The sequence below is a fragment of the Brenneria sp. hezel4-2-4 genome, assembly GCF_013155275.1.
In the GTDB taxonomy this organism is placed as follows: domain Bacteria; phylum Pseudomonadota; class Gammaproteobacteria; order Enterobacterales; family Enterobacteriaceae; genus Brenneria.
Map to the genome: position 1 here is coordinate 11,949 of NZ_JABJXS010000011.1, position 14,286 is coordinate 26,234.

General features: G+C 55.4%; 12 protein-coding genes. 4 read left to right on the forward strand and 8 right to left on the reverse strand.

The window, feature by feature from the left end; all coding sequences use genetic code 11:
* Positions 1-211 precede the first annotated feature (211 nt).
* Genes glpC through glpA form a run of 3 tightly spaced genes read right to left on the reverse strand, consistent with a single transcriptional unit; the run spans position 212 to position 4,336 of the window.
* Complete coding sequence (glpC, locus tag HOY33_RS17135; protein WP_172291357.1) at positions 212-1,420, reverse strand: anaerobic glycerol-3-phosphate dehydrogenase subunit GlpC; 1,209 nt, start codon at positions 1,418-1,420, stop codon at positions 212-214.
* Positions 1,417-2,679, reverse strand: a complete 1,263-nt coding sequence (gene glpB, locus HOY33_RS17140; protein ID WP_172291358.1) for a glycerol-3-phosphate dehydrogenase subunit GlpB — start codon at positions 2,677-2,679, stop codon at positions 1,417-1,419. The genes glpC and glpB overlap by 4 nt, the downstream gene beginning before the upstream one ends.
* Positions 2,669-4,336: an anaerobic glycerol-3-phosphate dehydrogenase subunit A gene (gene glpA / locus HOY33_RS17145; RefSeq protein WP_172291359.1), complete on the reverse strand. Its 1,668-nt coding sequence runs from the start codon at positions 4,334-4,336 to the stop codon at positions 2,669-2,671. The genes glpB and glpA overlap by 11 nt, the downstream gene beginning before the upstream one ends.
* A gap of 311 nt (positions 4,337-4,647) precedes the next feature.
* Here glpA and glpT point away from each other — a divergent pair, with 311 nt between their 5' ends.
* A complete protein-coding gene (gene glpT, locus HOY33_RS17150) occupies positions 4,648-5,997 on the forward strand; it encodes a glycerol-3-phosphate transporter (protein WP_172291360.1) in 1,350 nt (449 codons plus the stop codon).
* Between the two features lie 125 nt (positions 5,998-6,122).
* On the opposite strand, the gene yigL is transcribed toward glpT, so the two are convergent.
* Both yigL and pldB read right to left on the reverse strand, forming a co-directional pair.
* Positions 6,123-6,923 carry a sugar/pyridoxal phosphate phosphatase YigL gene (gene yigL, locus HOY33_RS17155; RefSeq protein ID WP_172291434.1) on the reverse strand — a complete coding sequence of 267 codons (801 nt, stop codon included), beginning with the start codon at positions 6,921-6,923 and terminating at the stop codon, positions 6,123-6,125.
* A 51-nt stretch (positions 6,924-6,974) separates the two neighbouring features.
* A complete protein-coding gene (gene pldB / locus HOY33_RS17160) occupies positions 6,975-7,967 on the reverse strand; it encodes a lysophospholipase L2 (RefSeq protein WP_172291361.1) in 993 nt (330 codons plus the stop codon).
* A 351-nt stretch (positions 7,968-8,318) separates the two neighbouring features.
* Here pldB and rhtB point away from each other — a divergent pair, with 351 nt between their 5' ends.
* Positions 8,319-8,939 (forward strand): homoserine/homoserine lactone efflux protein, encoded by a 621-nt coding sequence (rhtB, locus tag HOY33_RS17165; RefSeq protein WP_172291362.1) that lies wholly within the window; start codon positions 8,319-8,321, stop codon positions 8,937-8,939.
* Positions 8,940-9,016: 77 nt separating this feature from the next.
* Here rhtB and rhtC read toward each other — a convergent pair whose 3' ends face one another.
* The 3 genes from rhtC to pldA all read right to left on the reverse strand — a co-directional run bounded on the left by rhtC (position 9,017) and on the right by pldA (position 12,577).
* Complete coding sequence (gene rhtC, locus HOY33_RS17170) at positions 9,017-9,640, reverse strand: threonine export protein RhtC (protein WP_172291363.1); 624 nt, start codon at positions 9,638-9,640, stop codon at positions 9,017-9,019.
* A gap of 51 nt (positions 9,641-9,691) precedes the next feature.
* Positions 9,692-11,518: an ATP-dependent DNA helicase RecQ gene (gene recQ, locus HOY33_RS17175; protein ID WP_172291364.1), complete on the reverse strand. Its 1,827-nt coding sequence runs from the start codon at positions 11,516-11,518 to the stop codon at positions 9,692-9,694.
* Between the two features lie 192 nt (positions 11,519-11,710).
* A complete protein-coding gene (gene pldA / locus HOY33_RS17180) occupies positions 11,711-12,577 on the reverse strand; it encodes a phospholipase A (RefSeq protein ID WP_172291365.1) in 867 nt (288 codons plus the stop codon).
* Between the two features lie 208 nt (positions 12,578-12,785).
* Here pldA and HOY33_RS17185 point away from each other — a divergent pair, with 208 nt between their 5' ends.
* On the forward strand, positions 12,786-13,274 hold the full coding sequence (locus HOY33_RS17185) for a thioesterase family protein (protein WP_172291366.1): 489 nt from the start codon (positions 12,786-12,788) through the stop codon (positions 13,272-13,274).
* A 70-nt stretch (positions 13,275-13,344) separates the two neighbouring features.
* Complete coding sequence (rarD, locus tag HOY33_RS17190; protein ID WP_172291367.1) at positions 13,345-14,283, forward strand: EamA family transporter RarD; 939 nt, start codon at positions 13,345-13,347, stop codon at positions 14,281-14,283.
* Positions 14,284-14,286: the final 3 nt, after the last annotated feature.

Here is a 14,286-nt window from a genome sequence, read left to right on the forward strand (position 1 = left end):
AAGGATAGGTGGCGGGCATAAAAAAAAAAGCCAGCACCCGAGCTGGCTAAAAAAATACTGGAAGCAATGTGAGCAATGTCGTGCCTTCGCGGTAAAACCGTCATGGTTATGTGAATCTTACCCACATGAACACGAGTCGGTCTCCCCGGAACGCATGACAATAATAATCATTATCATTCTCGTCTGTAAAGTATTTTTTTCGGTTGTCCGTTTAATCCTGAATCAGCGCCCGGGCCAGCAGGGTTATCGGGTGTTCGCACGGCTTGCTGGTGGACATTTCGATTTGCCATTTGCAGGTCTCGCAGTCAGTTATCACCAGATCGGCCCCGCTTTCCTCTATCTGGCGAAACAGCGATGCGCCAATCCCCTGCGAGGTCGGGTAATTTTCCTTTTTGAAACCGTAGGTTCCGGCAATCCCGCAGCACTGCGAATCCAGCACGATCAGCTCAAGCCCGGGAATGCGTTGCAGCAGCGACAGGGTATAAGCGGTCCACCCCATTTTTTCCAGATGACAGGGCGTGTGATACGCTACCCGCAGCGGCAGGGGACGTAACGGCAATGTGCGCCCTTCTTCTTCCAGCAACCGGTACAATTGGCGGGTCGCCAGTTCAATGCCGTCGCGCACATGATCCGTATCGACGCCAAGCACATGCGGATACTCATCGCGCAGCATGAAAGTACAGCTGGAGGATGTCGCCACCACCGGCATGGAACGGCTGTTGATGGCCTCATCCAGCGATTTGATATTGACTCGCGCCTGCTTTCTTGCCCGATCGTGAAAACCATTGGCGACCAGCGGCACGCCGCAACACTTCTCCTTGCTCAACAGTTGCACGCCGATATCCATCGCGTTGAACACCCGGATAAGATCTTTCCCCAACTGAGGATGGTTATAGTTAACGTAACAACCATGAAAGTAGGCGACCTGGTCGCGGTAACGCAGTTGCTCTTGCGCCTGCTGGCGATACCAGCGGCGAAACGTGCCGAAAGAATATTTCGGCAACTGGCGGCGATGGTCGATTTTTAATGCCTTATCCAGTAGCTGACGCACCGGTTTCAGCCCGGTTGCGGTATTCACCAGCGGAGCGAATGGGGTGGCAATGGCGCCCATCAGATCGGTATGACTGAGAATGGCATCGCGCAACGTGGGCTTATGGGCGCTGTAGCTGGCTTTCGCCCGTTGGATAATATCGCCGATTTTGACGTCGGACGGACAGGCGACTTCGCAACGTTTACAGTTGGTACAATATTTCAGCGCCTCATCATACAAGGCAGGATCTTTACGCCGCAAACGTTCGCCATCCGGCCCGGCCTGTTTCGGCCCCGGATACAGAGGATTAACCCGCGATACCGGGCAATAGGTGGTGCAAACCGTACATTTGATACAGTCTTCAAAGCTGTTATCGGTTAGCAGGCTCATTGATTGCCCTCCTTCAGGATCTGCTCGGCGACATACAGCGCGCTGAGCATCGATACGCCCGCTCCGCACCCCTGGGCAATGGGATCGAACCCGGCCAGGACGGCGCCGATGGCATACAGGTTATCCGCCGTTTCGCCCCCGATAGCGGGACGCAGCGTCTCATCGGTTATCACGCCGAATTGCATATAGGGTTGGGCGGCGAACGCGTCCTGACGACTCCACGCGTCCCGCTGCGGCGCAAAGCGTACATCCAGCCCGAAGACGGGTTCAGTCACCCGATCAAATTGCGCAATCAGACCATTACTGAAGAAACTGCCGCTGGCCAGCACAACCTGATTCGCCCGCAGCGGAATATCGTGGTGATTACGGGTGTAGAGCGCCGTCTCCTGCGGTTCCAGTATGGCGCGCTCCACCCTGTCGCCCGGCATGACGATGCCCCCCTGCTGACGAAAACGGCGCAATAATGCCTGATGCAAACGCAGACCCGGCACTGAGGGCGGCAATGTCGGCAACAGCAATACCGGCTTGCCAAGCGCCTCGCGCAGCCCGGTCAGCGCCGAAGCCGCTTCCAGCCCCAGACAGGCGGGCATGATCACCGCATCATTACCACTGGCTAATAACCTCAGCTCTTCCGTCAGCTCCGCCAGATTCTCCGGCAGGTCGAGCACACGGGAGATATTCACCGCGCGGAATTCGCTGGGATTACGACGCAGCCGGTCCAGCACCGGCAGTTTCAAATCATCACTGCGGGCGGCGATCCCCTGCGCCTGAAGCGTTCCAGCCACAATACGGGACTGAAAGTCCAGAAAACCTTCAATACCGGCAATCAGCGGATTTTCCCAACGATCGGCGACCGCCAGACCACGGGTAACGCTGTCCGGCTGACTAAGCCAGCAGGGGCGGAATTTACCTAACGGCGTCATGCGCAGATGATTTTGCCGATAGTCGCCCAGCATAGACATATCGCAACGCGTCAGCAGCGCCTGAATCTGCGGCAACAACGCCGAGATCCGCTCGGCGCCCATCAGCGAATAGGGATGATGGGGCGCCTGTCGGGCCAACTCATCCAGCGCGCTTAACGGCTGGTCGATCGGCCGGCCATCCGGCAGACAGGCGAGCAGATCCAGCGCCCCGGAGGAAAAGTGCAAGGCGCTTTGCCCGGCGCTGACGATAGCGCAACGTTTTCCCTGTTCCGCCAGCCGAATGCCGCAGGTTAACCCCGCCAGCCCGCCGCCGATAATCACCACGTCATAGCGCATGCTGTTCCTCCCGAACGTCATCGGCCGTCAAGCCGCATAAGCCCTGATATACCCAACTGGTAAACTCGCTTTCGCGCAGGGTATTGCCCCAGGCCACCGGGCGAATGCCTTTCCAGCGTTCATTCAGAAACTGGCTTAGCTGGGTAATCGACTGCTTCGGCGTCGACTGTCCGAACCGGCACAGTAACCCCGCGGCCCGGCAGGCGCACAGTTCACCCTGACAGGTGCCCATTCCGACGCGGGTACGCCGACGCAAATCAATCAGGTTATTCACCTGTAGCGATTCCACCGCATAACGCACTTCACCGGCGGTGACGGCTTCGCACTCGCATACCAGGCTGCTATCGAGACGCTCGCCGGATAACAGGCGTCCGGCGCGATCGCCATGTCGATAAATAGCCGAGCCGCGCAATGGCGCGGACAGCGGCTTGTCATCAGGGCGTTTTACCGTGAAGTGAGCCGATGAGTTTCGCTCTGCGGTTGCCTCGGAACCCGGCAACGCTCTCTGGGCAGTGGTACAGGCCACGTTGTGCCCCAGCTTTTCACAAATTTTATCCGTCACCCATTCCGCCATCAGCCGGTAGGTCATCAGTTTACCGCCGGTGATGGTGATAAAGCCTTCCAGACCATCGCGGCTGGCATGGTCGAGCAGCACAATGCCGCGGCTGACGCTGCGCCCGCTTGGGTCGCTGTCATTCGCCACCAGCGGACGGACGCCGGCATAAGCACGTAGAATGCGCGTAGCCGCCAGCTGCGGCGCCAATTTGCTGCCTTCACGCATCAGCGTTTCCACTTCGGCGGGGGTGACCGTCATATTATCTATCTGATCGTAATCGATATGGGTTGAGGTGGTGCCAATCAACGAGATGGTGTCGCCCGGCACCAGAATGTCGGCATCGGCCGGTTTACGGCAGCGATTAATCACCATGTTGTTAATGCGATGCCCCAAAATCAGCAGCGCCCCTTTTGCCGGGAACATGCGTACGCGCAGATCGGCGTACTCGGCAATATGCTGCCCCCAGATCCCTGCGGCATTCACCACCACCTGCGCGTAGATTTCGCCTTCAATGGCATGTTTATGATCGAAAACGCGTACCCCGGTGATGCGATCGCCCTGACGGATCAAGCCGATGACCTCATGGTAGGTCAATACCTCGGCGCCATGCTCCTCAGCATCGATCATATTGGCCGAAGTCAAACGGAAAGGATCGATGGTGCCGTCCGGCACCCGCACCGCGCCGATCAACGTCGGATTCGCCGCAGGCTCCAGACGCAGCGCCTCCTGCGGATCAATCGCCCGCGCATCGATACCCGCCTGTTGACAGGCGGCGATAAACTGGGACTGATAGGCGAGATCATCTTCCGGCAGCGTCAGAAACAGTCCGTCGGTTGGTTCGACGCAATGACGGGCGATACGTTTGAGAATCTGGTTTTCTTCAATACACTCACGTGCCGATTCGCCGTCCGTCACCGCATAACGCGATCCGCTATGCAGCAAACCATGGTTGCGCCCGGTGGCGCCGGTAGCCATGTCATGACGTTCGAGCAACAGGCAGCGTAACCCACGCAGCGCACAATCCCGCGCGGTTCCCGCGCCCGTCGCGCCGCCGCCAATCACAATGACATCGGTTTCCCGGTATGACCCGTTATTTTGCATATGCCCTCGCCCCAACCGGATCGTTATAAGGGGCTATTGGGACACAAACAATAGGGATAATGTTTGATAAAGAACAAAAACGAGCATAAAACGAAAATAATTCGGTAATTAAAAGTTATAAATGTGATAAGAGTCACTAAACTTAATCATGGAGTTAAACTCATTCTGTTAACATGAGCGCAAAGAATGTCACAGCGTTATAAAAACATAACATTTGGGTGATGAATCACAGTTAATTATTCGCCTATTCCCTACAATCACGTTCGTAATAGAACAATAAATTGTCGTTTTCTTTCGCATTGGAGATATCTATGCTGAGTATTTTTAAACCTGCAGCTCATCAGCCGCGAATAGCAAAAGATCAAATCGATCCTGTCTATCGCCGCTTGCGCTGGCAGATTTTCATGGGGATATTTTTTGGCTACGCCGCTTACTATCTGGTACGTAAAAACTTCACGCTGGCAATGCCTTATCTGATCGAACAAGGCTTTTCCCGCGGCGACCTCGGTTTCGCGCTATCCGGTATTTCAATCGCCTACGGTTTTTCCAAGTTCATCATGGGCTCGGTATCCGACCGTTCCAATCCGCGCGTGTTCCTGGCTGCCGGTTTGATCCTATCGGCCGCCGTCATGCTGTTCATGGGCTTCGTTCCCTGGGCGACGTCAAGTATTGCGGTAATGTTCGTACTGCTGTTCTTATGCGGCTGGTTTCAGGGAATGGGTTGGCCTCCGTGCGGGCGCACCATGGTTCACTGGTGGTCCCAGAAAGAGCGCGGCGGTATCGTTTCTATCTGGAACTGCGCGCACAACGTCGGGGGCGGTCTGCCGCCGCTGTTGTTCCTGCTGGGCATGGCCTGGTTTAACGATTGGAAAGCCGCGTTATACATGCCGGCGTTTGCCGCCATTCTGGTTGCGCTGATCGCCTTTGCGCTGATGCGCGATACGCCTCAATCCTGCGGCCTGCCGCCGATTGAAGAGTATAAAGACGACTACCCGGTTGATTACAGTGAAAAAGCGGAACAAGAGCTCACCGCCAAGCAAATCTTCATGCAATACGTGTTCCCCAACAAACTGCTGTGGTACATCGCTATTGCCAACGTCTTCGTCTACCTGCTGCGTTACGGTATTCTTGACTGGTCGCCAACCTATTTGAAAGAAGTGAAACATTTCGCACTGGATAAATCATCCTGGGCGTACTTCCTCTACGAATATGCGGGTATCCCCGGCACGCTGCTGTGCGGCTGGATGTCGGACAAGGTATTCAGAGGCAACCGCGGCGCGACGGGCGTGTTCTTTATGACGTTAGTCACCATCGCCACGGTCGTGTACTGGATGAACCCGGCGGGTAATCCCCACGTCGACATGGCCTGTATGATTATCATCGGCTTCCTGATTTACGGCCCGGTCATGCTCATCGGTCTGCACGCACTGGAGTTGGCGCCGAAGAAAGCCGCAGGTACGGCGGCGGGCTTTACCGGTCTGTTCGGCTATCTTGGCGGTTCCGTTGCGGCGAGCGCCATCGTCGGTTATACCGTTGACTTCTTCGGCTGGGACGGCGGCTTCATGGTGATGATCGGCGGTAGTATCATATCGGTGATATTGCTGATTGTGGTCATGTTCAGCGAGAAAAAACATAAAGCCGAATTAGCAGCACGGTCATAATTCCGGTATATAACTCGCATCCCTCTGGCGGCGTCTATTCGACGCCGCCTTTCTATCAACAGAAAGAGGTTTGACGGCATGAACGCTCAGTGTCAGAGATCCTCACGCCAACCCGCCCGCCGCCGTTACTTCAGAAACAGATCCCGCAGGTAGTTCGGCACCGCATTTTCCACGTTGCTGCCGATCACCTCCAGTTCAGGCAACAAATTCTTTAAACGCTGATGGGCATTTTGCATGATGCAGCCTTTACCGGCCATCGACAGCATTTCGTAATCGTTCATGCCGTCGCCAAAGGCAATACACTCTTTCAGTGAGAATCCGATGATTTTCGCCACCTGCTCCAGCGCATGCCCTTTGGACACGCCTCCGGCCATCACTTCCAGGCAGGTCAGCGTCGAAAAGCTTACGTTAACGCGATCGCCCCAGCGCGCGTTGATCGCCTCTTCCAACGGCAGCAGTTGCTCATGAGAATCACAGGTGAAAAAGATCTTGCTGACGCCGTCGGTTTCCAGCAAGGCGGGTTCGAACAGTTTATATTTAAACACCGACTCTTTAAAAAACCGCTCTTCTTCCGGCCGCTGACGGTTCATAAACCACTCATCATTACGATATACATGCGTCAGCATATCCGGGTTATTGTGCACCACGCTGTAAAGATCGCGGGCAATGTCCGGATCCAGATTATGGCTGAAGATCAGATCGCCTTGCGTATTGTGCACCCGTGCGCCGTTGGAGGTGATCATAAACGCGCTGATGCCAAGACCGTCACGGATTTGCGCGACGTCCATATGGTGCCGTCCGGTGGCGAAGACAAAATGAATTCCCTTTTCGGTCAGCGACCGGAGGATCTCTTTCGCATACGGGGATAAGGTATGGTCGGCTGATAATAGGGTGCCATCTAAATCGGAAGCTACGACATGGTACATCACGGTGAGATCTAACCTCTGGTGGTGTTGTGGCGGCACTCGCCGCAAAATTTAATGATAATGAGCAAAATGCTCCAGGATCAGCGCCAATGCCTGAGCGCGAATTTTATCTTTCTCAAACAGAATTTCATGCCGCGCCCCTTTAATAACCTGAGGCCCGCCGCCCGCACAGGGATGGCCATGCCGCGCCAACGCCTGACAAAATGCATCCTGGCTGCGGTTATCCACCACCCGATCTTCTTCAGCCTGCAACAACAGGATAGGCGTGGTGATATCAGCGGCCTGCGCCAGCAATTGCTTACCCACGATTATGGCTTCGCGCACCCAATGATAGGTCGGCCCGCCAACACGCAAATCCGGGGAATCGGCATAAAATCTCACGCTGCGCTGATAACGCTCGCGGCTGTGGGTCAGCATGTTGACCATGTAAGGCAGCGGCCGCCATTGCCCGGTGCCAATCGCATAATAATCACGCACCGACGGATGCCGTTCCGCCCAGTCAACAATACGCCAGGCCAGCCAGCCAGGCATCGGCAGATGGATGCCGCACATCGGCGCGCAGAGCGCCGCCGCATCAAAGGTATCCGGCTGACGGGCCAGAAACTGCGCCAAAATGGCGCCGCCCATAGAGTGAGCCAACGCAAACCGGCGAGCATAGGCGTAAGGGGCAAGCTGCTGTTGCCACAACAGCTCGACATCGTCCACATAATCGCTAAAACGCAATACGTGCCCGCGATGACCATCTTCGAGCAACCGGCCGGATCGCCCCTGTCCCCGGTGATCCATCATCAACACATCATAGCCATTACTGAACAGATCGTAAGCGACTTCGCCGTATTTTACATAGCTCTCGATACGACCGGAAAAGACCACGACGATTTTATCGTGCTGAGGCGACGTAAAACGCACAAAGCGGATCGGCACGTTATCCACGCCGATAAACTCCCCCTCTTCGCGCTTACGCCAAAAGTCCAACAGTTCTCCGGTAGCAAACGCAGAAAACTGCGCTTCTCGCGTTAACAGGCTATCGTGATACGAAGTCATCACACATCTCCGGTGCAGGCCCGTAAAGCTATCGGAACAATTTTGCGAGCGTTTACCCAATAAATTTCAACGTTGCGGCAGACGGCAACCGAAAGATCCCCTGAGCCTGGATAACCCTGCGACCGGAACGCGGCCACCGCGGTAACCTGAAAGATGGCGGGCATATAGTACAAAGAAAACAACCGGTGTATTGTGACATAAAAAATTTCCGGGAGAAATAAACGCCGGGAGCGTTTTTTGACCATGTCAGGCATGGGTTCGTCAGGGTGGAAGCAGGCCGCCTTGCATGAGTTTTTAACGTCGCGGGCGTCCTGTCCGCCATAACAAACCGTATTCAGGGAACATTCATCGATGACCTTAAACTGGTGGCTAACCTATCTACTCACCACGCTGATACTCAGCCTTTCCCCCGGTTCAGGCGCGATAAACACCATGAGCACCGGCATCAGCCACGGATACCGCGGCGCCGTCGCCTCGATCGGCGGCTTGCAGGTTGGCTTAACGATACATATCGTGTTGGTCGGCATTGGGCTGGGTACGTTGCTGTCACAATCCCTGCTGGCCTTCGAAATCCTCAAATGGCTGGGAGCGGCTTACCTGATTTGGCTGGGTATCCAACAATGGCGCGCGGCCGGCGCCTTGGATCTGCAAGCGTTGGCAAGCGCCATGCCGCGGCGCAGGCTATTTAAACGCGCCATTCTGGTTAACCTCACCAACCCGAAAAGCATCGTATTTTTAGCCGCGCTGTTTCCGCAATTCATCATCCCCCATCAGCCTCAGGCGGCGCAATATCTGGTGCTGGGCGTCACCACCGTGGCGGTCGATATTATGGTGATGATTGGCTACGCCACGCTGGCGACACACATTGCCGGTTGGTTGAAAGGGCCGCGACAGATGCAAACGCTAAACCGGATTTTCGGTTCGCTGTTTGTATTGGTCGGCGCGCTGCTCGCCACCGCCAGAAAAGTCTAGCCACGGAGTGAGCTTGCGGGCTCCCCCACCGGCGGCAAGCGCAATCGGCGGGGGAGAACGACCGGCGTCATTAACCGTTAGCGGGAAAAAATCAGATGCAGACCGAAAGCGGTAAACAGCACGCCCGCAACGCCATCCACCCACTTGGCCAACCGCTGATAGCCACGGCGCATGGCGGGTAACGCAAACACCAGTACGACCAGGCTGAACCACAGCAGGGTTTCCACCGCAATCAACACGAACAGCCCCCAGCGCGCGCCGCTGCCGACGCTGTCGCCGACAAATAGCGAAAACACGCTGCCGAAATACACCAGCGCTTTTGGGTTCGCCAGGTTGGTCAGCAGGCCGCGCATAAAGGTTTTACCCCGCCGAGGCAGCGTAATCGCCGCCTCCTGCGTAGTTTCCAACTGCGCTTTACTGCGCGCCGAGCGCAGCATCTGCCAGCCCATCCAGCACAGGTAAGCGCCGCCGGCGAGCGTAATCGCGCGGTGTAACCAGGCCATCTGCTGCAATAACAGGTGTAACCCCAACAGCGCAATGGCCGCCCAGATGACCACCCCCAGCGAAATACCCAGCACGCCCATCATCGCTTCGCGGCGGGAACGGCTGGCCGCCGTTTGGGAAACGAAAAAGAAGTCGGGGCCGGGACTCATCAGCGCGATGAAATGAACCAGCGCAACCGTCAGAAACAGCATTAACATGATTATTTTCCTATCGCTTGAACAAACGTCGGCGCTGAAGATGAATGGCGATCATTCGTCGTCGTCATCAACATGATCGCGAATCATGGTCATAAAAGGAGAGCCGAAACGTTCAAGTTTGCGCTGCCCCACGCCATTAATATTCAACAACTCCGCGGCGGTAATCGGCATCAGTTCGGCCATCTCCAGCAGCGTCGCATCGCTGAACACCACATAGGGCGGAATATTCGCCTCATCGGCAATGGATTTGCGCAGCTTGCGCAGCTTGGCGAACAGTTTGCGATCATAATTGCCGCCGTAAGATTTCTGGCTGGCGCGCGGCTTCAGATTAATCACGCGCGGTACGGCGAGCTGCAACGGCACCTCGCCGCGCAGCACCGGGCGCGCCGACTCGGTGAGCTGTAGCGCGGAATGCATGGCGATATTCTGATTCAGCAGACCCAGGTGGATCAGTTGGCGCAGCACGCTCACCCAATGCTCTTGCGATTTATCCCGACCGATGCCATACACCGGCAGCTTATCGTGACCGAATTCGCGGATACGCTGGTTGTTCGCGCCGCGCAGCACTTCAACGACATAGCCCATGCCAAAGCGCTGCCCCACGCGATAGACGCAGGAAAGCGCTTTTTGCGCCTCTACCAGAGCGTCATAACGCTTGGGCGGATCGAGACAAATATCGCAGTTGCCGCACGACTGCTGGCGACCTTCGCCAAAATAGTTGAGCAATACCAGACGGCGGCAGGTTTGCGCTTCGGCAAACGCGCCCATGGCATTCAGCTTATGGCGTTCAATATCCAACTGTTGTCCGGCGGGTTTCTCTTCCAGACAGCGCCGCAGCCACGCCATATCCGCCGGATCGTAAAACAATGCGGCCTCTGCCGCCAAACCGTCCCGTCCGGCGCGTCCCGTTTCCTGATAGTAGGATTCAATATTGCGTGGAATATCGAAATGCACCACAAACCGGACGTTAGGTTTGTTAATCCCCATGCCAAAGGCGACGGTCGCGACCACCACCTGAAGGTCGTCGCGCTGGAAGGCTTCCTGTACCTGCGCCCGACGCTGGTTATCCAGCCCGGCGTGGTAGGCCGCCACGCTCAGCCCGCGGCTTTGCAGCCGAGCGCTGATATCTTCCACCTTCGCCCGGCTGTTACAGTAAATGATACCGCTTTTGCCGCGCTGGCCCTGCACAAACATCCACAGTTGATCGAGCGGTTTGAATTTTTCAACCAGCGTATAGCGGATATTCGGCCGGTCAAAACTGCTGACCTGAATCAGCGGAGCGCGCAGATCAAGCAGACGAACGATATCCTGTCGGGTGGTTTCATCGGCGGTGGCGGTCAACGCAATTACCGGCAAGCCGGGAAAGTGCTGTTTGATCTGCCCCAGCGCCCGGTACTCGGGACGAAAATCATGGCCCCACTGGGAAATACAGTGCGCCTCGTCCACCGCGATCAGTGACGGTCGCCATTGGATAAGATGGTCGAGGAAGCTGTCGGTGGTCAGACGCTCAGGCGCGATGTACAGCAGTTTGATCTGCCCGCTGCGGCAGCCGGCCATCACCTCAAGCTGTTGCTCGCGCGTTTGGGTCGAATTGAGGCATGCCGCCGAGACGCCGGAAGCCTGTAGTTGATCGACCTGATCCTTCATCAGCGAAATAAGCGGGGAAACCACCAGCGTCAGGCCGTCCATCACCAGCGCAGGGATCTGATAGCACAAGGATTTCCCGCCGCCGGTCGGCATGATCACCAGACAGTCCTGCCCGCCGATGGTCGCGTTGATGATTTCCTGCTGACCCGGTCGGAATTGCTGGTAGCCGAACGTATCGCGTAATACCTGAACCGCCAGCGCTTCCTTATTTAATACTTCCGCCGTAGACACGCCTTCCCCAATCCGATGAAATCCAACAGACGCTATTTTCAGCGCCGAACGGTAAAACTGCAATGTTTTAAATCGCGACGCGCCACGTTATCGCCATACTTGCGAACATCGCCGAAAAAATTTTTCGGTTGCCGTCGGTTTGCATCGGAACGCGCGAGCGGACAACGCGTCCCGGCGCCATTCCGACTAGAACTAGAACATATCGTTCAACGTCACCCCAATCCCGAAACGGGTCTGGCGGTGATTATAGTCAATCAGCGACTCACCATAGCCGCTGAATACTTTGGTATAAAAGCGTACATGGTCGGTAAGCGGATAGCTCCAGCCAAGTTCGCCGCCGCCGTAACCGCTGTTCCAGTTATAACGCCCTTCGGCGCTGAATATGCTGTCGCCCCAGACGTAGCCGACGCGCAGGCGGTAGTGCCCCATATATTTGGTGATATCCGGGTTATCGTCCTGACTATCGGATAAACGAATCCACGGCTTGAGGTCTAATTGCCAGTTGCCGTTTTGCGCCATCAGACGAACATAGGCGCGATCCCAACTGCGTGATGTCGGTTCGGAACGCCCGTTCGACTGATGATTGAACCCGACTTCAACATCCCGCAGCGTCCAACCGGCGAACGTGTAATCGGTCGCCCAGCCGAGAAAAACCTGCGGCTCGTAATCCGTTTCACGGAAGGGGGAAGATTCGCTTTTATTGGATAACTGCCACCAGGAACGCTGCGTATACGATGCGCCCAGCAACGAACTGTCGCCGAAAATACCGCGCCAAATCGGGAAACCGAGGCTGAGCTGGAAATTGACCTCATCCTTGCGTGCTTCGTCCGCCCAGTTATAGCTCTGTATCGCAGTTTTATTTATATTACTGGTGTAGGTATACAGCAGATAATTGCTCTCATACGGATAGAGAATAAACGGACTATCATGTTTCTGTAACAGACTGGCGATAATACTGCCGCGCACCGCAGGTTTGTCATGCACTGGCTCTATTTTTGCTTCTTCCGCCTGCACTTGTGTCGCCAGCAGCATAACCAACATGCCAACTATTTTACGCATTCACTTTCTCTCCTGAGCGATCATAATCACTACCTCAACCTAAGCCCGCCATTTTACACAGTTCGACGGCATTTGAATCAACGTTCGATGGTTTCTCAGTCTTTTCTGGAAAGAAACAAAATCAACGCATAAAATAAACAATTAATTAACACTTGGAGCAGCATTTAGCTCCGTCTGCTTCCGGCATTCACTCCATAGGAAGGCAACTATGCCTAACACGTCATTAACCCAAGGCGCGGTGTTGACCCGGGACACCGTTCGACAACTGGTTGCCGATATCTTTATCTATAAAATGCCGTTCAATAGTGAATTGGGCCTGGAGCTACAGCATTTTGACACCGATCGGGCAACGTTGACTTTCACGCGGCAGGACAAGCTGATCGGTAACGCCTTACAGAAAATCCTGCATGGCGGGGTGATTGCCGCAGGGTTGGATGTGGCGGCGGGTTTAGTTTGCGTGGGTAATACGCTGCTGCGTCATGAAACCATCAGCGAGCAAGAATTCCGCCAGCGTCTTTCCCGCATGGGCACCATTGATATGCGGGTCGACTACCTGCGGCCGGGACACGGGGAATATTTCACCATCACCAGTCAACTGCTGCGCGGCGGCAATAAAATCGCCGTCGCACGGGCTGAATTGCACAATCAACAGGGATCACATATCGCCAGCGCAACGGCGACTTACATTGTTGGCTAATAGTAAGGGTGAAAGCGAACGCCGTTTTGGGTAAACTTCCCTTTTCCCGCCGTTTTTTATCGAGTCATCAATGGATGCACAACAAACTCGTCAGGGTATTGTCTTCGCCCTGGGCGCCTATTTCATTTGGGGCATAGCGCCGGTGTACTTTAAGCTGCTAGAGCATGTACCGCCGAATGAAATACTGACGCATCGTATTATCTGGTCGTTTTTCTTTATGCTGATCCTGCTGACGCTCAGCCGGAAATGGCGCCAGGTGCGTTATGCCTGCCGCAATGTCAAACACCTGTTATTGCTGGCGTTGACGGCGGTACTCATCGGCGGCAACTGGTTATTGTATATCTGGGCGGTAAATAATCACCACATGCTGGAGGCCAGCCTCGGTTACTTTATTAACCCGCTGGTGAACGTCATGCTGGGGATGCTGTTTCTGGGCGAGCGCTTTCGCCGCCTGCAATGGTTCGCCGTTTTACTGGCCGTCGTCGGGGTGCTGGTACAGCTATGGACCTTTGGCTCACTGCCTGTCATCGCGCTCGGGCTGGCATTCAGCTTTGCCTTGTATGGTTTGCTGCGCAAGAAAATCGGTATTGACGGTCAGACCGGCATGATGATTGAAACGCTGTGGATGTTACCGATGGCGGTTATCTATCTGTTTTTTATTGCCGATACCCCGAGCAGCCATATGACGGAAAACGCCTGGTCGTTAAACCTGCTGTTGATCTTCGCCGGCATTATCACCACCGTACCGCTACTGCTTTTCACCGCCGCGGCCCTGCGCCTGCGCCTTTCCACCTTAGGTTTTTTCCAGTACCTCGGCCCCACCATGGTGTTTCTGCTGGCGGTTACCTTTTATGACGAAACCTTTGGTGACGATAAGTTGATTACGTTTGCCTTTATCTGGAGTGCGCTGGCGCTGTTTATTCTCGATGCGCTGTATACCCAGCGTAAACTACGGCGCGCTCGGATTACGAACCCTGAGGGCAACGCGGCCAACACACGGGCAACGTGAAGT

Coding starts and splice junctions, on each gene's coding strand:
- glpC (WP_172291357.1), bottom strand. CDS start 1,420: ATGAGCCTGCTAACCGATAACAGCTTTGAAGACTGTATCAAATGTACG.
- glpB (WP_172291358.1), bottom strand. CDS start 2,679: ATGCGCTATGACGTGGTGATTATCGGCGGCGGGCTGGCGGGGTTAACC.
- glpA (WP_172291359.1), bottom strand. CDS start 4,336: ATGCAAAATAACGGGTCATACCGGGAAACCGATGTCATTGTGATTGGC.
- glpT (WP_172291360.1), top strand. CDS start 4,648: ATGCTGAGTATTTTTAAACCTGCAGCTCATCAGCCGCGAATAGCAAAA.
- yigL (WP_172291434.1), bottom strand. CDS start 6,923: ATGTACCATGTCGTAGCTTCCGATTTAGATGGCACCCTATTATCAGCC.
- pldB (WP_172291361.1), bottom strand. CDS start 7,967: ATGACTTCGTATCACGATAGCCTGTTAACGCGAGAAGCGCAGTTTTCT.
- rhtB (WP_172291362.1), top strand. CDS start 8,319: ATGACCTTAAACTGGTGGCTAACCTATCTACTCACCACGCTGATACTC.
- rhtC (WP_172291363.1), bottom strand. CDS start 9,640: ATGTTAATGCTGTTTCTGACGGTTGCGCTGGTTCATTTCATCGCGCTG.
- pldA (WP_172291365.1), bottom strand. CDS start 12,577: ATGCGTAAAATAGTTGGCATGTTGGTTATGCTGCTGGCGACACAAGTG.
- HOY33_RS17185 (WP_172291366.1), top strand. CDS start 12,786: ATGCCTAACACGTCATTAACCCAAGGCGCGGTGTTGACCCGGGACACC.
- rarD (WP_172291367.1), top strand. CDS start 13,345: ATGGATGCACAACAAACTCGTCAGGGTATTGTCTTCGCCCTGGGCGCC.